The following is a 20986-nucleotide window of genomic DNA, read 5'->3' as shown; positions in this document are numbered from 1 at the left end:
CTACGGGCAGCATAGGCGCCTGAAGCGGCCGTTCCCGGTGGGGGCGACCCGCGCTCCGAACGAAATATTACTCGCCAGTACGCGCTTCTACCGTCCCGTAGCTGGTTCCCTCTAAGCAAGCGCTTTGAACTGTGACCTTCGCAACGCAGCGTAATCGGAACTCGACGTGTTCGCAGACGGCGGCGGACGGAGCGGGCCGGGCGGCCAGGCACAACCGTCCCGACCGCGCTATTCCCGCAGAGCGTTGAACCGCCCCTGGTGGTACAGCAGAGGGCGGCCCGCACCGGCCGCCTCTCCGAGCTCCACCTCGGCCAGTACGACGCGGTGGTCCCCGGCGGGGACGCGGGCGACCACCCTGCAGACGAGCCAGGCGAGGACGTCATCGAGCACGGGGACCCCCTCGGGGCCCTCCCGCCAGGCGGTGGGCCCGCCGAAGCGGTCGGCGCCGCTGCGGGCGAAGGTGGCGGCCAGTTCCCGCTGGTGCTCGCCGAGGACGTGGATGCCCACGTGGTCCGTCCGGGAGACGGCCGGCCAGCTGGAGGCGCCGGTCCCGATGCCGAAGGAGATCAGCGGGGGCTCGGCGGACACGGAGGCGAGCGAGGTGGCGGTGAAGCCGACGGGGCCCTCGTCGCCGCGTGCGGTGATCACGGCGACCCCGGCGGCGTGCTGCCGGAAGACGGAGCGGAGCAGGTCCGGGGAGGCGGGTCGGGAGGTACGGAGATCGGGCGTGGCCGTCATGGAGTCGTCCTTCTGCGCGAAGCCGGCGGCGGGGGTCCTCGGCTGCTCAGCAGCCCGGACAGCGCCCGCAAGGAAGGAGTTCCGTGCACATACGGTCAGACTGACGATAGGTGGCTGATGCAGTCAAGTGCGTCCCGGCATGTGGGAGATGCGTCACCGAGGGCCTCCTGCCTCACGATCAGGTGGTGCCGACCGCCTCACCGAGCGCGGCGATCACATCCGCCTTGCGCGGCTGTCCGGTGGCGCGGCGCACGATGCGGCCCTCGGCGTCGAGGACGAGCACGGTCGGCGTCTTGAGGATCTCCAGTTCACGGACGAGTCCGAGGCGGCTTTCGGCGTCGATCTCGACGTGCCGCACACCCGGGACCACTTCGGACACCTCCCCGAGCACCCTGCGGGTCGCCCTGCAGGGGGCGCAGAAGGCACTGGAGAACTGCACGAGGGTGGCCCGCTCGCCGAGGTCCTCACCCAACTCGGCCGCGCCCAGCCGTTTCCCGCCATCCCGCCCGCGCACTCTGACTCTCCCGCTCCGCCGTCGGTTCAGCACTCCGTAGGCGCTCGCGAGGGCGAGCACCACCACACACACCGCAAGTCCGGTCATCCCCGGGTTCAGCGTTCACGAGACCGCAAAGATTCCCCGGGCCGCGGAGAGTTCTGCCTGCGGAATACTTGATTCATGAACATCGACGCACGTGGGCCGCGCTTCGGCGCGGCCGTGACGGCCGTGGTCCTGGCGGCCGTACTGATCACCGGCAGCGCCTGGCTCCTGGCCTGGCAGACGCTGGCGTTCGCGCTCGGCGCGGCGGGCGGCGTGGGCCGCTCCCCGTACGGTCTGCTGTTCCGCCGGGTCGTCCGTCCGCGGATCGCGCCGCCCACGGAGTTCGAGGCGCCCGAGCCGCCGCGGTTCGCCCAGGCGGTCGGGTTGGCGTTCGCGGTGATCGGTCTCGTCGGCTACTCGGCGGGCCCCGAGTGGCTGGGACTCGCCGCGACCGGGGCGGCGCTCGCGGCGGCGTTTCTCAACGCGGTGTTCGGGTACTGCCTCGGGTGCGAGATGTACCTGCTCGTACGGCGAGTGGCGGTTCGCACGGAGTAAAGGCAGCGTAAAACGCCGAGGTGGATCAAGGGGTGACGTGACGAGGATCTCGCCAATCTCGGGCACGAGGACTGGTCACTCGTCCGTTCTTCGGGCACGATCTGCGCAACGCCGTAAACCTACGGCAGCGTAAGTTTCCCGCCGGGAGCACCCCTTCCCAGGCAGAACAGAGAGAAGGGTCCACTCCGTTCATGGCTGAGCTTGTCTACCGTCCCGCCATCGGTCTCGCCCAGACGTTGTTCAAGGCCTGGGACCTGAAGATCGACCTCAAGGGGACGGAGAACATCCCGCGCACGGGCGGAGCGGTGCTGGTGAGCAACCACATCAGCTATCTCGACTTCATCTTCGACGGCCTCGCCGCCCTGCCGCAGAAGCGCCTCGTCCGCTTCATGGCCAAGGAGTCGGTGTTCCGGCACCGGGTCTCCGGGCCGCTGATGCGCAACATGAAGCACATCCCCGTGGACCGCAAGCAGGGAGAGACGGCGTACGCCCACGCGCTGGCCTCGCTGCGCTCCGGTGAGATCGTCGGCGTCTTCCCCGAGGCCACGATCTCCCAGTCCTTCACGCTGAAGAGCTTCAAGTCCGGTGCCGCGCGCATGGCCCAGGAGGCGGGCGTCCCGCTGATCCCGATGGCCGTGTGGGGTACGCAGCGGCTGTGGACCAAGGGCCACCCGCGCAACTTCAAGCGCAGTCACACCCCCATCACCATCCGCGTCGGCGAGGCGATCGAGGCCTCCCGCGACAAGTACGCGGGCGCGATCACCCGGCAGGTGCGAGAGCGCGTACAGGAACTCCTGGAAGCCGCGCAGCGCGCCTATCCCGTACGTCCCAAGGGCCCGGACGACACCTGGTGGATGCCGGCCCACCTCGGCGGCACGGCCCCGACCCCCGAAGAAGTGAAGGCCTCCGAGGCCCGCTGAGCGCACAGCGCTCCGCCCGAGGTACGGCCCGGTCACGGGCCGTACCTCGGGCGTTGCCCGGGAGTCCTCGGGGGGGGAGCGCCAGGCCGGCGCTAGGCCGCCATTTCTTCCTTGAGTGCCGCCAGGAAACCGTCGACGTCGTCCTCGGTCGTGTCGAAGGCGCACATCCAGCGGACGTCTCCCGCGGCCTCGTCCCAGAAGTAGAAGCGGTAGCGCTTCTGCAGGCGTTCGCTCACGTCGTGGGGCAGGCGGGCGAAGACCGCGTTGGCCTGTACCGGGTACAGGATCTCGACGCCGTGCACCGCGCGTACGCCCTCGGCCAGGCGCTGGGCCATCTCGTTGGCGTGGCGGGCGTTGCGCAGCCACAGGTCCTTGGCGAGCAGGGCCTCCAACTGCACCGACACGAAGCGCGCCTTGGAGGCGAGCTGCATCGACAGCTTGCGCAGATGCTTCATGTGGCTGACGGCGTCGCGGTTCAGGACGACGACGGCCTCGCCGAACAGCGCGCCGTTCTTCGTGCCGCCGAAGGACAGGACGTCCACGCCGACCGCGTTGGTGAACGCCCGCATCGGTACGTCCAAGGAGGCGGCGGCGTTGGCTATCCGGGCGCCGTCGAGGTGCACCTTCATGCCGTGTCCGTGGGCGTGCTCACAGATGGCGCGGACCTCGTCGGGCGTGTAGACCGTGCCCAGTTCGGTGTTCTGGGTGATCGACACGACCTGTGGCATGGCCCGGTGCTCGTCGTCCCAGCCGTAGGCCTGCCGGTCGATCAGCTCGGGCGTGAGCTTGCCGTCGGGCGTGGCCACCGTGAGCAGTTTGAGCCCGCCCATGCGCTCGGGAGCGCCGCCCTCGTCGACGTTGATGTGCGCGCTCTCCGCGCAGATCACCGCGCCCCAGCGGTCTGTGAGCGCTTGCAGTGCCACGACGTTGGCGCCCGTGCCGTTGAAGACGGGGTACGCCTCGGCGCCCGCCCCGAAGTGTCCGCGGATCACCTGCTGGAGGTGGCCGGTGTAGTCGTCCTCGCCGTACGCGATCTGGTGGCCGCCGTTGGCGAGGGCCAGCGCTGCGAGGACCTCGGGGTGGGCCCCCGCGTAGTTGTCGCTGGCGAAGCCGCGCACCTGCGGGTCGTGGCGCCGCCGGGCATCCGTCTTCGGCGGGTTCACGGCCTCCCGGCCGGGGTTCACGGCTTCTCGGTCAGCCACAGACGCTTTCCGTTCACTTCTCGGGCGGGCTGCTCCCAGACACCGGCGATGGACTCGGCGAGATCCTCGACGTCCGTGAAGCCCGCGAACTTCGCGTTCGGCCGCTCCGCGCGCATCGCGTCGTGCACCAGCGCCTTCACCACCAGGATGGCGGCGGCGGACGTCGGCCCATCGGCGCCCTCGGACTTCCCGGCCTTGCGGAAATAGTCGGCCATGGCCAGCGTCCACGCCTCGGCGGCGGCCTTGGCGGCGGCGTACGCGGCGTTGCCCGCGGTGGGCTTGCCCGCGCCCGCGGCGCTGATCAGGACGTACCGGCCGCGGTCGCTGCGCTGCAGTGCCTCGTGGAAGGCGAGGGAGGTGTGCTGCACGGTACGGATGAGCAGCAGCTCCAGCAGGTCCCAGTCGTCGAGACTGGTCTTGGTGAAGGTCTCGCTGCCGCGCCAGCCGCCGACGAGGTGGACCAGTCCGTCGACCCGCCCGAACTCCTTCTCCGTGCGCGCGGCCCAGTCCCTGGCCGAGTCCCGGTCGAGGAGGTCGACCGTGTCGCCGACGACGGTGGCGCCGCCGTGCGCGTAACGGGCCGCGTCCACGGCCTCGGCCAGCCGCTCCGGGTCGTTGTCGGCCCCCACGACCACGGCACCGGCCTCGGCGAGCCGCAGCAGGGTCGCCCGGCCCACCGGACCACCCGCGCCGGCCACCGCGATCACCGCGCCGCTCAGTGCCCCACCGCTGCCGTTCCCCATGGTCTTCGCCTCCTGAGCAGTGTTCCGGACGCGGTCGCTCACGCGGCCACCCGCTCGGCACTCGCCGCGGTGATGCCCTTCGTCTGCGCGATCACGTTCTTCAGCTTCTTGGAGAGTGCCTCATAGAACATGCTCAGGGGAAACTCGTCCGGAAGCACGTCGTCCACCAGTTTCCGCGGCGGCAGCGTCAGATCGAGGGCGTCGGGACCCTTCGCCCAGCGGGAACCGGGGTGCGGGGCGAGGTACTGGGAGACCAGGTCGTACGCGGCGAACCAGTGGACGAGTTTCGGACGGTCGATGCCGTCGCGGTACAGCTTCTCGATCTCGGCGCACAGGTCGTTGGTGACCTGCGGGGCGCGCTGCCAGTCGATGAAGAGCTTGTTGTCGGTCCAGCGGACGACGTCGTGCTTGTGCAGGTAGGCGAAGAGCAGCTGGCCGCCGAGGCCGTCGTAGTTGCGGACGCGGTCGCCGGTCACCGGGAAGCGGAACATCCGGTCGAACAGCACCGCGTACTGCACGTCGCGGCCCTGCGGGAAGCCGTCGGCCTCCAGCCGCACGGCCTCGCGGAACGCGGTGAGGTCGCAGCGCAGCTCCTCCAGGCCGTACATCCAGAACGGCTGGCGCTGCTTGATCATGAAGGGGTCGAAGGGCAGGTCGCCGTGGCTGTGGGTGCGGTCGTGGACCATGTCCCACAGGACGAAGGCCTGCTCGCAGCGCTTCTGGTCGCCGACCATCTCGCTGATGTCGTCGGGCAGTTCGAGGCCGAGCGTGCCGACGGCCGCCTCGGTGACCTTGCGGAAGCGGGCGGCCTCGCGGTCGCAGAAGATACCGCCCCAGCTGAACCGCTCCGGGGCCTCGCGCACGGCGATGGTCTCGGGGAAGAGGACGGCCGAGTTGGTGTCGTACCCGGCGGTGAAGTCCTCGAAGGTGATGCCGCAGAACAGCGGGTTGTCGTAGCGGGTGCGCTCCAGCTCGGCCAGCCAGTCGGGCCAAACCATGCGCAGGACGACGGCCTCGAAGTTGCGGTCCGGATTGCCGTTCTGCGTGTACATGGGGAAGAGGACGAGGTGTTCGAGGCCGTCCTCGCGGTGTGCCGCGGGCTGGAAGGCCAGCAGCGAGTCGAGGAAGTCGGGCACCTTGAAGCCGCCGTCGGCCCAGCGGCGCAGGTCCTTGACGAGCGCCGCGTGGTACTCCGCGTCGTGCGGGACGAGCGGCGACAGCTCCTGGACGGTGTCCATGACGCGGCGCACGGCCAGGTCGGCGTCCGCCGGATCGGGAGCGCCCTCGGCGTCGAAGTCGATCGACCCGTCCTTGGACTGCCATGGCCGGATCCGCTCCACGGCATCCTTGAGCACGGGCCAGGCCGGGTGGCTCACCACCCTGCTCCGGGGAGGAATCTGCTCCTCCGCACCCACCGGCACAAGAATTTCCGTCATGACTCACCTTCCACGGGAGAACCTCGCGTATGGACACCGTATGCGTGGGGGACTCCCCGGGACAAGTGGAGCCTCGGGAGATTATCCTGCCCTCCCGCAACTTCACCGCTGTTTTTCCTGCGGGACACCATGAGTGCGCATACTTCCGTCGTCGCCGGGGTAGCTGCCGAGGTTCGTGCGGTCCGCCGCCGGACCGGGGCAGCCGGGCTCGGTCAACCCGTTGAGGACTCGCCCACGCGGGGGTGAGCCGCGAGGGGGCGGCGGGGCCCGTTCTCCCGGCACGCAGGCGTCATTCCCGGCCACCGGAGCGGGTACAACACGCATCGTGGCCATTAGGCTGCGGCCTTGCCGCGTGGGCACGGGACCGCCCCGCGCGGCAGCCGAGCCGCCGTCGACGGAAGCGGAGTCAACCCTTGAACTTCCTCACCATCGGTCATCGCGGGATCATGGGTGTCGAACCGGAGAACACCCTTCGTTCCTTCACCGCCGCACAGCAGGCGGGTCTCGACCTGATCGAGCTGGATCTGCATCTGAGCAAGGACGGCGCGCTCGTCGTCATGCACGACGCCGACGTGGACCGTACGACCGACGGTTCGGGGCCGATCGCCGAGAAAACCCTCGCGGAGCTGCGGGTGCTGGACGCGGGACGCGGTGAGCGCGTGCCGGTGTTCGAGGAGGTCCTGGACGCCGTCACGGCCCCGCTCCAGGCGGAGATCAAGGACGTGGCCGCGGCACGGGCGCTCGCCGAGGTGATGAACCGGCGCGACCTGGTCGGCCGGGTCGAGGTGCTGTCCTTCCACGACGAGGCGATCGCCGAGATCGCGCGACTGGTGCCGGGCGTCCGTACGGCGCTGGTCGCCAGCCGCTACGGCGTGGACGTCGTCGAGCGGGCGACCGCGGTCGGCGCCACGACCCTGGTGCTGAACATCCGGCGGCTGACCCTGGAGACCGTCGAGCGTGCGCGCAAGGCGGATCTGCGGATCATCGGCTGGGTGGTGAACACCCAGGACCATCTGCGGCTGGTCCGCGCCCTGGAGCTGGACGGCGCGACCACGGACTACCCGGAGATCAAACGCACCGGCCGTTTCACGGCATAACCGACGCCGACCGGGCGAGGCGCGGCGTAACGATCATGCGAGCGGCTTCGTCAGCAGCTCGAACTGCAGGTCGTCCCGCTGCGGCAGGCCGAACCGCTCGTCGCCGTACGGGAAGGGAGTCATCTCTCCCGTACGGCGGTAGCCGCGTCGCTCGTACCAGGCGATGAGGTCCTCGCGTACGGAGATCACGGTCATGTGCATCTCCTCGGCATCCCAGGTCTCGCGGGCCAGCCGCTCCGCCTCGGCGATGATCACCTTGCCGAGCCCCGCCCCCTGGAGTGCGGGGCTGACCGCGAACATGCCGAAGTAGGCGTGCGTACCGCGGTGTTCGATCTGGCAGCAAGCGACCACCCTGCCGTCGCGCTCGACGATCAGCAGTCCGCTGTCGGGCGACTTGATGACGGCGAGGACGCCCTCCGGGTCCGTCCGCTGCCCTTCCAGGATGTCCGCCTCGGTGGTCCAGCCGGTCCGGCTGGAGTCCCCCCGGTAGGCCGACTCGATCAGTGCGACCAGGGCGTCCACGTCGGTGTCGACGGCGTAGCGAAAGGTCGGTCCGTCGGGAGCGGTGGGCATGGAGCGATTCTCCGATCTCGGGCGCGGCTCGGCACGGACGAGAGTAACGCTCCGGTCCACTCCCCTTACGCTCGGGACGCATGATGCATGTACTGAGCAGCCGGACCTTGCTCCGCCCCGCCGACCCCGAGCGTTCCCGTGCCTTCTACGGCGGGAAGCTGGGGCTGCCCGTCTACCGCGAGTTCGGTACGGGCCCCGAGCGCGGCACCGTCTACTTCCTGGGCGGCGGCTTCCTGGAGATCTCGGGCCGTTCCACGGAACCGCCCTCCCCCGCCGTCGGGCTGTGGCTCCAGGTCGCCGACGTACGGGCGGCGTACGGGGAACTCGTGGCCGCCGGTGTCGAGGTGGACCGGCCACCGGTGAAGGAGCCGTGGGGACTGGTCGAGATGTGGCTCACGGACCCGGACGGCACACGGATCGCGGTGGTGGAGGTGCCGTCGGACCATCCGCTGCGGTACCGGCCGTGAGGGGCAGGAGAGGGGGAGCCGACGGGTTCGCCGGGCTGAGCCCGCCGACGAACGGTGGCGCCGGACCACCGTCCGTCGGCCGGGCAGTTGCCCGTGAACCGGGCGGGCGGTGTGGCCGGGGCGTCAGTGCCGACAGAGACAGAACGGGTGGCCCGCCGGGTCCGCGTACACGCGAAAGCCTCGGCGGCCCCCCTCGTCGTCCAGGTCCAGCGGAGTGGCGCCGAGGGCCAGCACCTGGGCCTCGGCCTCGTCGAGGTCCGGCACGTCGAAGTCGAGGTGCAGCTGCTGGGAGCCGCCGTCGGCGCTCGGCCAGTTCGGCGGGCGGTGTTCCGGAACCCGCTGGAAGGCGATGCGATGGCCGCCGGGCACGTGCAGGTCGTACCAGTCGTCACTGTCCCGCTTGACCTCTCCGCCCAGGACGCCCGCGTAGAACTCCGCCAGCGCGGGCGGATCCGGGCAGTCGAGTGCTACGAGGCTGTACGTGGCGATGGCCATGGTGATCCCTTCACTTCGGCGTTCACAGGTTCCTCAGCGCGGGCAGCAGCTTCTTCTCCGCCCAGTCCAGGAAGGGGAACTGGTGGTCTCCTCCGATCTGGACGAGGGCGACCTCGGTGAAGCCCGCCTCGGCGTAGGGGCGGACGGCCTCGACGAAGGCCTCGACGTCGTCGCCGCACGGGACGCTCTCGGCGACGTCCTCGGGCCGGACGAACTGGGTGGCCGAGTCGAAGGCCGCCGGGCCCGGCAGTTCGGAGTTGACCGGCCAGCCGCCCAGCGACCAGCGGAACTGCTCGTGCGCCCGCGCCACGGCGGCGTCCTTGTCGGTGTCGAAGCAGACGGGCAACTGGCCCACCCTGGGCTTGCCGCTGCCGCCGTGCCGGTCGAAGGACTCGATCAGTTCGGCCTTCGGCTCGGTCGCGATCACCAGGTCGGCCAGCCGGCCCGCGAGGGCGCAGGAGCGCTCGCCGGAGACGGCGACGCCGATCGGCGTCGGTTCGTCCGGCAGATCGAAGAGCTTGGCGTTCTCCACGTCGAAGTGCGTGCCGTGGTGGTTCACGTTCTTGCCCTCGAACAGCGCGCGGATGATCTCGATGGCTTCTTCCAGCATCTCGAGGCGCACGTGCGCGGCGGGCCAACCACCGCCCACCACGTGCTCGTTGAGGTTCTCGCCGGAGCCGAGCCCCAGGCGGAAGCGGCCCTCGGCGAGCAGCTGCGTGGTGGCGGCCTTCTGCGCGACGACCGCCGGGTGGTAGCGGGTCGTCGGACAGGTCACGTACGTCATGAGGGGGATCGTGGACGTGGCCTGCGCGGCGGCCCCGAGGACGCTCCACGCGTACGGCGCGTGTCCCTGCTCGGTCAGCCAGGGGAAGTAGTGGTCGGACGTGACCGAGAAGTCGAAGCCCGCCCGTTCGGCGGCCACCACGTGCTGTACGAGCTCACGGGGGCCGGCCTGTTCGGTCATCATTGTGTATCCGATTTGCACCATACATCCCGAGTAGCCGGTCGGGGGGACCCGAAACGTTCTCCCTGCAGCCGCACCCGAGTGCCCTCACCCCGGCCGTCCAGTCGTCGAAGGGCGGGCGAGTCGCGGTCGGGTCAGTGGCTGCCGAGGCCACCGCTACCGAAGCCGCCACTGCTGTTACGGCTCCACCTGCGCCGCTTCTGGTCCCTGGCCCGCCGAGTGGACATGTTGCCCGCGGAACGAAGTTCGTGCGGGGTGAGGACACTGCCGTCGTGCGGCATCTCGTCCGGTTCGCGCATCTCCGAGATCTCGTGCACCGCGCCCGTCTCCGGCAGCCGGGGCTGGTCCTCGGGGCGCGGTGGTCCCGGCTCGCGGCTGCGCACCCGCATGCCCCACCACACCGCGACGACCAGCATGGCCGTGAGCAGAAGTCCCACCACGAGGGGCCCCACGACGAAGGGCGCGGAACCGGCCACGACCTCGTGCGGGATGACTGCGTCCCTGCCGAAGCTCTCCATGAAGGCCCGAGTACCCGTCCAGAACGACCCAAACAGGGCGGGACCGGTGCGCGGTCGGCGGTGTGCCGGGGACCGCGGGGGGTACGGGGAAGGGATGCGAATGGGTGTACTCGACGTCGGCTCGAACACGGTGCGACTGGTGATCGCGGAAACGGATGGAGCTGTTCCGCTTCCCGTGCACACCGCCAAGCGTCAGCTGCGCCTGTCGGCCCACGTGGAGCGTGGCGGCCATCTGCCGGCGGAACAGGTGGACCGGCTGGTGGAAGCGGTGCGGGACACCCGCGCGGAGGGCCGCCGGTGGGGGGTGAACCGGCCGTTCGCGTTCGCCACCGCGATCGTGCGGGACGCCCCGAACCGCGACGAGGTCCTTGACCGGATCGCCACGGAGGCGGGGGTGCAGCTGCATGTGCTGCCCGGCGAGGTGGAGGCCGAGCTGACCTTCCTGGCCGCCCGGCGCTGGATGGGCTGGCGCGCCGGACCGCTGGCGTTGCTGGACATCGGGGGCGGTTCGTTCGAGGTGGCCTTCGGGCGGAGCCGGCTGCCCGACTTCGCCATCGCGCTGCCGCTCGGCGCCAACCTCCTCACCAGGGAGTTCTTCCGCGGCCAGGATCCGCCGTCGCCGCACCGGATCCGGCTGCTGCGTCGCCACGTACGCCATCAGCTGCGCGATGTCGCCGCCCGCATCCGGTGGGAGGCACCGCGGACCGCGGTCGTCACCTCGCGGACGTTCCAGCAGTTGGGGCGGCTGTGCGGGGCCGCTCCCGGCCGCTCCGGGCCCTTCACCACGCGGACCATGACCCGCTCCGACCTGGGCAGGGCCGTGGAGCGGCTGGCGGCACTGCCGGCCGCCGAGCGCGCCCTGCTGCCCGGGATCTCCCTCGCGCGTGCCGGGCAGTCCCTGGCCGGAGCGCTCGTCGCGCACACCACGATGAAGCTGATGGGCATCGACGAGGTGACCATCTGCCCGTGGGCGCTGCGCGAAGGGGTGCTGCTGCGCTGCATCGAGGACGGCAGCTCCGAGTGGTGGGACGCCTATGGCCTGGAGGCCCGGGAGGAGGGGGTGCCGACCGCGGTGCCGCTGATGCTCCGGCCCCTGCGCGGGGACGGGGCGACGACCGCGGCGGACCCCTCGTCACCGGTTCGGCGCCCGGGCTGAGACGCCGGTTCAGCGTCCGGCCGGGGCGTTGCGGGTGCGTCTGGCGACTGGGCGTCAGCGGCGGATGCGGGTCGTTCGTGCACTGTGCGGGCCGTGAGGGCTGGTCGCGCCGTTCCCCGCGCCCCCTTCGGGCGCCTTCGGCAGCCCGGCCCTCGTGGATACGTCCGACCACCGGGCGTCAGCGAGGAATGCGTGCTCCTGGTGCACCGTGCGGGCCGTGAGGGCTGGCCGCGCCGTTCCCCGCGCCCCCTTCGGGCGCCTTCGGCAGCCCGGCCCTCGTGGATACGCCCGACCACCGGGCGTCAGCGAAGAATGCGTCCTCCTGGTGCACCGTGCCGGCCGTAAGGGCTGGTCGCGCCGTTCCCCGCGCCCCTTACGGGCGCCTCGGCGGCCGGGGTGGTCGTGTCGTTCAGGTGTGGGGGGTGTTCCGGTGGCCCTCCAGTTGGGTGAGGAGGGTCGCCAGCAGGGTTGCGAGGGTGTTCTGGTCGGGGGTGGTGAGGCCGGAGAGGACCGTCGTCTCGTACGAGAGCTGCGCGGGGAGGATGCCGTCGACGAGGGCGCGCCCGGTGTCCGTGAGGCGGACATGCGCGACGCGGCGGTCGCGGGTGTCGCCGCGCCGCTCGACCAGACCGCGCTCGGTCAGCTGCTTGAGCCGCTTGGTGACGGCGGCCCCGGAGGAGAAGGTCTCCCGGGCCAGCTCGCCCGGTGTCAGTTCGAGGCCCGTGCGGCGCAGTGCGCCGAGGAGGTCGAACTCGGGGCGGGTCAGCCCGGCGTGCCGCAGCGGCGCGTCCTCGGCCTGCTGGAGGAGCGCGGCACAGCGGTTGATCCGGCCGATGACCTCCATGGGCCCGGTGTCGAGCTCGGGATGGACCGTTCGCCACTGCCGGACCACCGCGGCGACCGTGTCGCCCGCCACCGGCCGCCTTGCCCCGGCGCCTCCGCCGTCCTCCTGCGGTCCTCCGCCCCCGGCGGCGTCGGCGCCGACCGCCCTCCGACCGTTCGCTGCCGTCATGCCTCTGCGTCCTCCAGAACGTGCGGTCCCTGCCGTCGTACCGTCGCCGCGAGCGTACGGTGTCCGGCCTGCTCGGCCAGCATCACCCGCTCCTGCGGCAGGGCGCGCAGCCACCATTCGCCGGCCGCGGCGTCGGCCGTGGCGCGCAGTTCGACGAGCGCGGCGGCCAGCCGACGCCGGGCTGCCTCCAGTGCGCCCGGGCCGGGCCGATCGGCTGCGATCAGCCGTGCCGCGTGGTCACGGGCGCGTTCCACGGCGGCGAGCGCGTCCTCGATCCGGTCCCCGGCACGCCGGTTGGTGACGGCGACCGCAGCCACGAAACCGACGACCGCGCCGACCACCGTGTCCACGACCCGGTCCGCCATCAGCGCGGCGGGCTCCTGGAAGCCGGTGAACTCGGTGATCAGCAGCGCCATCGGCGTCACGCAGATACTGCCGAGCCAGTAGTTGCGGCTGATCAGCGCCTCCGCGCCGAAGTTGAAGGCGAGGCAGCACAGGACCAGGGCGGCGGGGCCGAGGTGGGCGAGCGGGGCGACAGCCGCGAAGAGGAGGACGCCGACGAGGTTACCGACGACGCGCTGGACGCCCCGGCTCCAGGTCAGCATGAGGTTCGCCTGGTAGAGCGAGGCCGCGGTGACCAGGGCCCAGTACGGGCGGCCGACGCCGAGCGCCAGGGACACGTAACCGGCGAGGGCGCAACCGAGCGCGGTGCGCAGGGCCAGCGGGAGGAGGGGGGCCAGCCTGCCGGTCCACCACCTCGTCCCGTTCCTCGGATTCTTCCCGCTCTTCCCGCTCTTTCCGCTCTTTCCTGGAGTCGGTCGTCCCGCCTCCGCCAGTTCGACCTCCACGCCGAGCAGTTCGTCCGCGTCCCACCCGGACGCCACCCGGGGTACGGGGTTCGTGCCGCGCAGGTCGCGCGCCCAGGCGCGCAGTCGGGCGGGGTCCGTGTCGGCGGGGGCCGCGAGCGCGACCTCGGCCCGCACGACGAGCCCTTCGAGGGCGCGGCGGGGCTCCGGCCGCGCGCCGGCGGCAAGCAGCGACTGCCAGGCGGCGTGCACGGCGGCGGCAGCCTCGGCGCGGGCCCGCTCGTGGCCCGCGCCGCGGCTGCCGGAGGCGGACACCGGCCCGTCCGCGTCCACGTAGAGGTCCACGTACGCGGCAGCCGCGTTCAGGGCGCGGGCCGTGGCCCGGCGCTCGGGGCCGTGCGGGCGTACCAGGCCCGGTGCCATGCCGATGAGCCAGGCCCAGGCGCCTGCCCCGGCGGCGAGGGCGAGATGGCCGGGGACCTGGCCGAGCGTCTGGGGCGCGAAGAGGGAGGCGGAGCTGATGAAGGTGAAGATCACCGGTCCGGGCGGGCCGATCCGTGTCAGGTCGCTCACTGCCTTGTGCGCGGCGGCGAGCAGCGCGCCGACCGCGACCAGGACCACAGCGGATGACGTGAGCGACGCCGTGACCAGGGCGATCGCGACCGAGGCAAGCATCCCGAGGACGACCCACGCGAGGGCACGGCCGCGGGCCGCGTACGGGAGGTTGTGGGCGTAGAGCGCGCAGAGGGAGCCGGCCATGGAGTACAGGGCGAGGTCCAGCCGGCCGAGCGCCAGCAGTGTCAGGTTCGGCACGCCGACCGCGACGACCACGCTCAACGCGGGCTTGAACCAGATGTCGGAGGGGCGGTTGAGGCGCAGGACGCCCGCGAGGGGCAGTCGGCGGACGGGGGCGGCACGGTGGCGGGCACGGACACTGCTCATCCCAGAAGGTTAGCAGGTATTTTACTAGTAAACGATAGACCGTCGTCCGTGCCGTCACCGACGACGCACCCCCCGCACGCTCCCCCTGTACGCCCCTGCGCTCGCTTGCGCCCGCTTGTGGGCGCTCCGGCCTGGGCATCACTTCGACCGGATTGTCCGACACCGTCGAGCGGGGAGGTGCCCGGTGCACGGACCGGGAGCGGGATCGTCCGGCTGGCTGCTCGTCGCGCTGTGCACGGCGACCGGGGCGTACTGCCTGCTCAGGATGCGCAGCCGGGTCGAGGAGCAGCGCCTCGCCGCCGGCGGCGAGGCGCTGATGGGATTCGGCATGGCCGCGATGGCGGTGCCCGCGGCGGTACTGGCGCCGCCGCGCTGGGCCTGGGCCGTCTACGCGGCCGTGTTCGGGGCCGCCGCCTTGCGCGCCCTGTGGGCGGCCCGCGGCAGCGCCCACCATCTGCACCATCTGGTGGGCGCCCTCGCCATGGTGTACATGGCCGCGATGGCGGCGACCGGGACCCACGCGGGGATACCCGTCCTGACGGGCGGCCTCCTCCTGTACTTCACGGCGTACGTGCTGTGGACGGGGACCCGGCTGGTACCCGTCGCGGCCGGCGGTCCGGCGGGAGCTCTCGGCGCGCCCGGCTGGGGCGACCGGCTGGAGCTGGCGCGGGCGTGCCGGCTCTCCATGGGCATAGGGATGCTGGCGATGCTCCTCACCCTCTGAGGGGATTCGCGACTGTACGGAATCGTGGTCTGCGTCACTTGCCGCGAACAGTCGTATCCGGCGGCACCGCCGCGCTCATAGGCTGCCTCCATGATGGTCCCCGCAGCACTGTTGCTGCTCGGCGCCCTGGCCGCCGTTCTCGCTCCGCGGCTGCTCGCGCGGGCGACCTGGCAGGACCGTGAACCGGTGGTCGCCCTGTGGGCGTGGCAGTGCGTGGTGGTGGCCGTGCTGCTCTGCTGCCTGCTGTCGATGGCGCTCAGCGCGTCCGCCGCCTGGCAGGCGGTGCGCGGCCGGCTCTTCGCCCCCGCTCCGCACTCCGTGGTGGAGGCCTACGCGCTCGCCGGTGGCCCCTGGGCCGCGACGACGGCGGTGACGCTGGCAATCGGCGGTGCGTGGAGCGCGGCCATGCTGGCCCGCGAGATCGGCCGGGCCGCGGCCCGACGCCGCCGCCGGCGCGCCGAACTCCTGGTACGCGCACCGCTGTTGCCCGGTGAGGAGCCGGGCGGTGAGCGGCTGGTCGTCCTGGAGGGGGAGCGTCCCGACGCCTGGTGGCTGCCCGGTGCCGCGCCCCAACTGGTCATCACCACCGCCGCGTTGCGCCGCCTCAAGGGACAGCAGCTGGACGCCGTGCTCGCCCATGAGCAGGGCCACGCGCGCGCCCGGCACAACTGGCTGCTGCACTCCTCGGCGGCGCTGGCGGGCGGCTTTCCGCAGGTCCCGGTGTTCGCGGCGTTCCGCGACGAGATGCACCGCCTGGTGGAACTCGCCGCCGACGACATGGCCTCGCGCCGGTTCGGCCGGCTGACGACGGCCCTCGCCCTGGTGGAACTCAACGAGGACCGCAGGGTGTTCGGCCCCTGCCCCACCCCGCAGGCCCACGTTCCGCAGCGGGTCCACCGGCTGCTCACTCCCCCGGACCGGCTCCCGCCCACTCACCGGCTGAGGCTCACCGCGGCGGCGGCGCTGGTGCCGGTGATCCCGCTCCTGGTGGCCTTCGGGCCGGGGCTGCGGGCGCTCGGGTAAGGGGAGGCGGCACACGCGGGAAAGCCCCGGGTTCGCCTCGGGCCCCACCTGTCGGCGAGGATCGGCGTATGCACTCTCCCGTCGACTCGCCGCCCCACGCGACCGGCCCCGGGATCGCCCTGCGCGTTGCCATGGCTCTCGCTCCGCCCACCGTGCTGCTGCTCGTCCTGGTCGCGGCCTCCTGGGAGCCGCTCATGGCCCTGGACGGCGACATCGCCCGTACCACCCACCGCTGGGCGGTCGACGACCCGGACCTGACGCAGGCGTTCCGCATCCTCACCGACTGGGTGTGGGATCCCTGGACGATGCGGGCCCTGATCGCCGTCACCGTGCTCTGGCTGGTGCTGCACCACGGCGCGTGGTGGCTCGCCCTGTGGCTGACGGCCACCTGTGTCCTCGCCGCGCTCCTCTCGCAGGGGATCAAGGCGGCCGTGGACCGCGAGCGCCCCGTCTGGTCCGACCCGGTGGACTCCGCCCACTTCGCGGCCTTCCCGTCCGGGCACGCCATGACGGCCATGGTGGCGTGCGGCCTGCTGCTGTGGGTCCTGCGCCTGTACGGCGCCGGGCGCGTCCTGTGGCGGGTCGCGCTGGCCGTGGCGGTGGTGTCCGTCGCCGGGGTGGGGTTCACCCGGATCTGGCTGGGCGTGCACTGGTCGACGGACGTGCTCGGCGGCTGGCTCCTGGGCGCGTTGACGGTGGCGCTCGCGATGGTCTCGTACGCCCGGCGCTTCCCTCCCGCGCGAAGCACATGATGTACTCCACTGACGTGATCAATAGTTGATCCAACCCGTTCTTTGGCGCGATGGAGTTGCTTGTCATGTCGACCGAACCACAGCGGTTCTCGCAGATCGTTACCGACAAGGCGCACCCCGCGCGGGTCTATGACTGGCTGCTGGGCGGCAAGGACAACTACCCGGTCGACGAGGCGGTGGGCGAGAAACTGCCGCCCGAGGCGAAGGACGCGGCCCGGCAGAACCGGCAGTTCATGCACCGGGCCGCCGCCTGGCTGGCCGCCCAGGGCGTCGACCAGTTCCTGGACATCGGTACGGGCATCCCCACCGAGCCCAATCTCCATCAGATCGTGCAGGAGATCGTGCCGACGGCGAAGGTCGTGTACACCGACAACGACCCGATCGTGCTGCGGCACGCCGAGGCGCTGCTGGTCAGCCGTCCCGGCGGAGTCACCGACTACATCGAGGCCGATGTGCGGCAGCCGGAGGCGATCGTCGAACACGCCCGGCGCGTCCTGGACTTCAGCCGTCCCATCGCGCTGTCGCTGATCGCGCTCATGCACTTCATCCCCGACGAGCAGGACGCCCACTCCATCGTCCGCGACCTGGTCGCCACCCTGCCGCCGGGCAGCTATCTGGTGCTGTCGCACGCGGCCTCCGACCTGTATCCGGAACTGGCGGCCCAGGTCACCGCCGAGTACGCCAAGGGCGGCATCCAGCTCGGATTCCGCACCCGGGCGGAGGTGGAGCGGTTCTTCGACGGCCTCGAACTGATGCCGCCGGGCCTGGTGACGGCCACGGAGTGGGACGCCTCGGGGAAGGTGCGGGAGGCCGACGGCAGCGGCATCTACACGGGTGTGGCCCGCGTTTCGTGACCACGGGGTTCTCGGCCCGGCCCCTCACCAGGGGCCGGGCGCGGCGGCAACTCCCCTAAGTGATCCGGTAATTGGCACCGGCCGTCACGTCTGACGCAGGAGCCCCAGGGGCAGGCCATACGGGAATGAGCCGCCGGGTCCCGGCAGTTGTGCCTGCGCGCCGGGACCGTACGTCACCGAAGGGACCTCCATGCCCCCTTTCCGTATGCCCTCCCCGCGCCGTGCGGCGCCGGCCCTGGCCCTGACGCTTCTCGCGTCGGGGTCGGCGGTCTCCGCGACCACGGCCGCCACCGCGGAGACCACCGCGGCCACCGCCCCCTCCTCCTCGGCCGGCCGCGCCTGGTTCACTTCCTGGGCCCAGTCCCAGCAGGAACTCGCCCCGACTCCGCTGCGTGACCAGTCCGTTCGCATGATCACCCATCTCGGGCAGGGCGGCGGGGCACTGCGGGTCCGGATCCAGAACACCTTCGGCACGACGCCGCTCACCGTGGACGCCGCCACCGTCGGCCACAGCGCCGGAGACGGCGCGGCCGTCGAGGGCGATGTCCTCCCCGTCACCTTCGACGGCCGGCGCGAGGTCGTCGTACCGGCCGGCGGCGAGGTGTGGAGCGACGCGGCGGCGCTCAAGACTCGTGCGCAGGACGACGTCGCGGTCTCCCTGTCGGTGTCCGGCACGGTCGCGCCGGGACGGCACACCGGCGCGTTCCGCTCCAACTACCTGACCGCGCCCGGCTCCGGTGACCACACGGCCGAGGCGAGCGGTGACGCGTACACGCAGACGGTGGGCTCCACCTACCTGGTCAGCGCCGTCGACGTGCACAGCCCTAAGCTCAGGGGCACGATCGTCGCGTACGGGAGCTCGGTGGTCGACGGGACCGGCAGCACCGACTGCGGGCCGGGCTGCACGCCCGAGGGGACCGACCACCGGTGGACGGACGACCTCGCCCGCCGCATCACCGCCGAACTCCCCCGCACCCGGCAGCTCGCGATCGCCAACGCGGGCATCGGCGGCACGACCAGTTCGGCCGACTGCCCCCGCAATCCCGCCGGGATACGGGGTCTCGACGCGGCGTCCCGGCTGGACCGCGATGTGCTCGCCCTGCACGGGGTGACCGGGGTCCTCTACTACTACGGCACGAACGACCTGGCCAACGGCTGCGACGCCGAGCTGATCCTGCGCAGCTACGACGCGGTGTTCGAGCGGCTGCGGGCCGCCGGGATCAAGGTCTACGTCACGCCGATCACCCCCCGTCCCGGCTACACCGACCGGAACAACCTCGACCGCCACACGGTGGGCACCCACGTCAAGAAGGGGAACACCTGCGACGGGACCTGCGACGGCGTGATGGACTTCGACCAGGTACTGAAGGACCCGCTGAAGCCCAACAGCATCAATCCGGCGTACGACACCGGCGACGGCATCCACGCCAACATCGCCGGCCAGCGGGCGCTCGCCGACTACGTCTCCCTGCCGATGCTGCTCTCCTCGACGGCGCACCGCTGACGCCGCCGCCCGGCGCCCCCGTCGGGTGCCGGATCATGAGTGGGGTCAGAATCAGAGGGTGACCGTGCCATCCGAGACCCCACCGCCGGCGCTGCAGACCCTGTGCGGCACCGCCCCCCGCAGCCCCTTGCGCGCCTTCCTGCGCACGGAGACCGGCAGCGCCGCCTTCCTGCTGACCGGCGCACTGGCCGCCCTCGTCTGGGCCAACACCGGCGCCGGCTCGTACGCGTCCCTGTGGGAGACCGAGTTGTCGGTCCGTGTCGGCTCGGGCGGCGTCTCCCTGGAGCTGCGCGAGTGGCTGAACAGCGGGCTGATGACGCTGTTCTTCTTCGTCGTCGGCCTGGAGGCGCGCCGCGAGTTCGACATGGGCGAACTGCGCGAGCGGCGGCGGATCACCCTGCCGCTGCTCGCCGGGCTCAGCGGCATGCTCGTACCCGTCGCGATCTATCTGGCGGTCAACGCGGGCGAGGACTCCGCGCACGGCTGGGGCGCCGCCATGTCCACGGACACGGCCTTCGCGCTGGGCATGCTCGCCGTCTTCGGGAACCGGCTGCCCGGCGGTCTGCGGGTCTTCATCCTCACCGTCGCCGTCGTCGACGACTTCCTGGCGCTGGCCGTCATCGCCTTCGCGTACAGCGGGGCCATCGCCGTGCCCGCGCTGCTGACCGCGCTCGGCCTCTTCGCCGTCGTACTGCTGGTGCGCCGCACCCTCGGCATGCGCGTCCCCTCCCTGTACGCCGTCCTGGGCGTGGCCATCTGGGTGGCGCTGCTGAAGTCGGGGGTGGACCCGGTGGTGACCGGCCTCGCGATGGGACTGCTGACGTACGCCCGCCCGGCGGAGCGCGGTGACCTGGAGCAGGCCAGCAGACAGTTCCGGCGCTTCCGTGAGCAGCCGACCCCCGAACTCGAACGCACCGTGAGGCGCCAGATCGCCTCGACGCTCTCCCCCAACGACCGGCTCCAGCGCACGCTGCACCCCTGGACGAGCTATGTGATCGTGCCGCTGTTCGCCCTCGCCAACGCCGGGATCACCCTCAGCGCCGACCAGCTGACCGGCGCGTTCACCTCACCGGTCACCCTCGGCATCCTCCTCGGCTACGTGCTCGGCAAGCCGGTCGGCATCATCGGCGCGACCTGGCTCACCACCCGGGCCAGCAAGGGGCGCCTGCGTCCGCCGGTCGGCTGGGGCGCCATCTCCGCGGGCGGCACCCTGGCCGGGGTGGGCTTCACCGTGTCCCTGCTGATCGCCACGCTCGCCTTCGACGGCGACCGGCTGGAGCAGGCGAAGATCGGCGTCCTCGGCGCCGTACTCTGCTCGTTCCTGCTCGCCTGGCTGGTCACCGCCGTGACCGGCGCGCTGTCCGGGCCGTCCCGGGCCCGCGCCCTGCTGGGCACGGGGCAGAGCATCGTCGACCTCAGCGACCCCGTCGACATGGACCGCGACCACGTACGCGGCCCCCGGGACGCACCCGTGACGCTCCTGGAGTACGGGGACTTCGAGTGCCCCTACTGCGGGCTGGCCGAGCCCGTGGTGCGCGAGCTGCTCGCCGACTTCGGCGACGTACGGTACGTGTGGCGGCATCTGCCGCTCCCGGACGTGCACCCGGGCGCGCAGCTCGCGGCGGAGGCCGCCGAGGCCGCCGACCGGCAGGGCGCCTACTGGGAGATGCACGAGCAGCTGATGCGGCATCAAGGGGATCTGCTGCCCAAGGACCTGCTGCGCTACGCGGCGGAGATCGGCCTCGACATCGACCGCTTCCGCGCCGACCTCCGGGCCGGTACGGGCGCTGCCCGGGTCGCCGCGGACGTGGAGTCCGCCGACCTCAGCGGGGTGTCGGGCACACCGACGTTCTTCGTCAACGGCCGCCGCCATCACGGCGCCTACGACATCGCCGCGCTGTCCGCGGCGGTGCGTGCGGCACGGCAGCGGGCCTCGCTCGCCGGGACGGGGCGGACCGACTGACACC

General features: G+C 71.8%; 22 protein-coding genes. 11 read left to right on the top strand and 11 right to left on the bottom strand.

What is annotated here, in order from left to right:
* Nucleotides 1-228 precede the first annotated feature (228 nt).
* On the bottom strand, nucleotides 229-738 hold the full coding sequence (locus K3769_RS01520) for a flavin reductase family protein (RefSeq protein ID WP_267024581.1): 510 nt from the start codon (nucleotides 736-738) through the stop codon (nucleotides 229-231).
* 178 nt (nucleotides 739-916) lie between these two features.
* Nucleotides 917-1339, bottom strand: coding sequence for a TlpA family protein disulfide reductase (locus K3769_RS01515; protein ID WP_267024580.1), 423 nt, complete (start codon nucleotides 1337-1339; stop codon nucleotides 917-919).
* A 75-nt stretch (nucleotides 1340-1414) separates the two neighbouring features.
* Here K3769_RS01515 and K3769_RS01510 point away from each other — a divergent pair, with 75 nt between their 5' ends.
* A complete protein-coding gene (locus K3769_RS01510; RefSeq protein WP_267024579.1) occupies nucleotides 1415-1831 on the top strand; it encodes a DUF4395 domain-containing protein in 417 nt (138 codons plus the stop codon).
* Between the two features lie 191 nt (nucleotides 1832-2022).
* Nucleotides 2023-2751: a lysophospholipid acyltransferase family protein gene (locus tag K3769_RS01505; RefSeq protein ID WP_267024578.1), complete on the top strand. Its 729-nt coding sequence runs from the start codon at nucleotides 2023-2025 to the stop codon at nucleotides 2749-2751.
* 92 nt (nucleotides 2752-2843) lie between these two features.
* On the opposite strand, the gene K3769_RS01500 is transcribed toward K3769_RS01505, so the two are convergent.
* From K3769_RS01500 to K3769_RS01490, 3 genes are read right to left on the bottom strand one after another with little or no spacing between them, the layout of a single operon-like run.
* Nucleotides 2844-3914: a threonine aldolase family protein gene (locus K3769_RS01500; protein WP_267024804.1), complete on the bottom strand. Its 1071-nt coding sequence runs from the start codon at nucleotides 3912-3914 to the stop codon at nucleotides 2844-2846.
* 17 nt (nucleotides 3915-3931) lie between these two features.
* A complete protein-coding gene (locus K3769_RS01495; RefSeq protein ID WP_267024803.1) occupies nucleotides 3932-4696 on the bottom strand; it encodes an SDR family NAD(P)-dependent oxidoreductase in 765 nt (254 codons plus the stop codon).
* A gap of 38 nt (nucleotides 4697-4734) precedes the next feature.
* Complete coding sequence (locus K3769_RS01490) at nucleotides 4735-6132, bottom strand: DUF6421 family protein (protein WP_267024577.1); 1398 nt, start codon at nucleotides 6130-6132, stop codon at nucleotides 4735-4737.
* 413 nt (nucleotides 6133-6545) lie between these two features.
* On the opposite strand from K3769_RS01490, the gene K3769_RS01485 reads away from it, so the two are divergent.
* Nucleotides 6546-7229, top strand: a complete 684-nt coding sequence (locus K3769_RS01485; RefSeq protein WP_267024576.1) for a glycerophosphodiester phosphodiesterase — start codon at nucleotides 6546-6548, stop codon at nucleotides 7227-7229.
* A gap of 33 nt (nucleotides 7230-7262) precedes the next feature.
* Here the strand turns inward: K3769_RS01485 and K3769_RS01480 are convergent, their stop codons facing one another.
* Nucleotides 7263-7802 (bottom strand): GNAT family N-acetyltransferase, encoded by a 540-nt coding sequence (locus tag K3769_RS01480; RefSeq protein ID WP_267024575.1) that lies wholly within the window; start codon nucleotides 7800-7802, stop codon nucleotides 7263-7265.
* Between the two features lie 80 nt (nucleotides 7803-7882).
* On the opposite strand from K3769_RS01480, the gene K3769_RS01475 reads away from it, so the two are divergent.
* Nucleotides 7883-8269 carry a VOC family protein gene (locus K3769_RS01475; RefSeq protein WP_267024574.1) on the top strand — a complete coding sequence of 129 codons (387 nt, stop codon included), beginning with the start codon at nucleotides 7883-7885 and terminating at the stop codon, nucleotides 8267-8269.
* 123 nt (nucleotides 8270-8392) lie between these two features.
* Here K3769_RS01475 and K3769_RS01470 read toward each other — a convergent pair whose 3' ends face one another.
* The 3 genes from K3769_RS01470 to K3769_RS01460 form a co-directional block, all read right to left on the bottom strand.
* Nucleotides 8393-8764, bottom strand: a complete 372-nt coding sequence (locus tag K3769_RS01470) for a VOC family protein (RefSeq protein WP_267024573.1) — start codon at nucleotides 8762-8764, stop codon at nucleotides 8393-8395.
* 22 nt (nucleotides 8765-8786) lie between these two features.
* Nucleotides 8787-9752 carry an LLM class F420-dependent oxidoreductase gene (locus K3769_RS01465; protein WP_267024572.1) on the bottom strand — a complete coding sequence of 322 codons (966 nt, stop codon included), beginning with the start codon at nucleotides 9750-9752 and terminating at the stop codon, nucleotides 8787-8789.
* A 110-nt stretch (nucleotides 9753-9862) separates the two neighbouring features.
* Nucleotides 9863-10246 carry a DUF6479 family protein gene (locus K3769_RS01460; RefSeq protein WP_267024571.1) on the bottom strand — a complete coding sequence of 128 codons (384 nt, stop codon included), beginning with the start codon at nucleotides 10244-10246 and terminating at the stop codon, nucleotides 9863-9865.
* Nucleotides 10247-10340: 94 nt separating this feature from the next.
* Between K3769_RS01460 and K3769_RS01455 the strand changes: the two genes are divergently transcribed.
* On the top strand, nucleotides 10341-11402 hold the full coding sequence (locus tag K3769_RS01455) for a Ppx/GppA family phosphatase (RefSeq protein WP_267024570.1): 1062 nt from the start codon (nucleotides 10341-10343) through the stop codon (nucleotides 11400-11402).
* A 409-nt stretch (nucleotides 11403-11811) separates the two neighbouring features.
* Here K3769_RS01455 and K3769_RS01450 read toward each other — a convergent pair whose 3' ends face one another.
* Together K3769_RS01450 and K3769_RS01445 are read right to left on the bottom strand one after the other, a co-directional pair.
* Complete coding sequence (locus K3769_RS01450) at nucleotides 11812-12414, bottom strand: MarR family winged helix-turn-helix transcriptional regulator (protein ID WP_267024569.1); 603 nt, start codon at nucleotides 12412-12414, stop codon at nucleotides 11812-11814.
* The gene (locus K3769_RS01445) at nucleotides 12411-14162 is read right to left on the bottom strand and encodes an FUSC family protein (RefSeq protein WP_267024568.1); all 1752 of its coding nucleotides are present in this window, start codon (nucleotides 14160-14162) and stop codon (nucleotides 12411-12413) included. The genes K3769_RS01450 and K3769_RS01445 overlap by 4 nt, the downstream gene beginning before the upstream one ends.
* A gap of 184 nt (nucleotides 14163-14346) precedes the next feature.
* Here K3769_RS01445 and K3769_RS01440 point away from each other — a divergent pair, with 184 nt between their 5' ends.
* The 6 genes from K3769_RS01440 to nhaA all read left to right on the top strand — a co-directional run bounded on the left by K3769_RS01440 (nucleotide 14347) and on the right by nhaA (nucleotide 20982).
* The gene (locus K3769_RS01440) at nucleotides 14347-14886 is read left to right on the top strand and encodes a DUF5134 domain-containing protein (protein WP_267024567.1); all 540 of its coding nucleotides are present in this window, start codon (nucleotides 14347-14349) and stop codon (nucleotides 14884-14886) included.
* Between the two features lie 90 nt (nucleotides 14887-14976).
* The gene (locus tag K3769_RS01435; protein ID WP_267024566.1) at nucleotides 14977-15909 is read left to right on the top strand and encodes a M56 family metallopeptidase; all 933 of its coding nucleotides are present in this window, start codon (nucleotides 14977-14979) and stop codon (nucleotides 15907-15909) included.
* A gap of 68 nt (nucleotides 15910-15977) precedes the next feature.
* A complete protein-coding gene (locus tag K3769_RS01430) occupies nucleotides 15978-16661 on the top strand; it encodes a phosphatase PAP2 family protein (protein ID WP_267024565.1) in 684 nt (227 codons plus the stop codon).
* A 65-nt stretch (nucleotides 16662-16726) separates the two neighbouring features.
* On the top strand, nucleotides 16727-17515 hold the full coding sequence (locus K3769_RS01425) for an SAM-dependent methyltransferase (protein WP_267024564.1): 789 nt from the start codon (nucleotides 16727-16729) through the stop codon (nucleotides 17513-17515).
* Nucleotides 17516-17705: 190 nt separating this feature from the next.
* Nucleotides 17706-19019 (top strand): SGNH/GDSL hydrolase family protein, encoded by a 1314-nt coding sequence (locus K3769_RS01420; RefSeq protein ID WP_267024563.1) that lies wholly within the window; start codon nucleotides 17706-17708, stop codon nucleotides 19017-19019.
* A gap of 64 nt (nucleotides 19020-19083) precedes the next feature.
* Nucleotides 19084-20982 (top strand): Na+/H+ antiporter NhaA, encoded by a 1899-nt coding sequence (gene nhaA / locus K3769_RS01415; RefSeq protein ID WP_267024802.1) that lies wholly within the window; start codon nucleotides 19084-19086, stop codon nucleotides 20980-20982.
* Nucleotides 20983-20986: the final 4 nt, after the last annotated feature.

The organism is Streptomyces ortus, from assembly GCF_026341275.1.
Classification (GTDB): domain Bacteria; phylum Actinomycetota; class Actinomycetes; order Streptomycetales; family Streptomycetaceae; genus Streptomyces; species Streptomyces ortus.
This window is presented reverse-complemented; position numbering and strand designations above follow the sequence as displayed.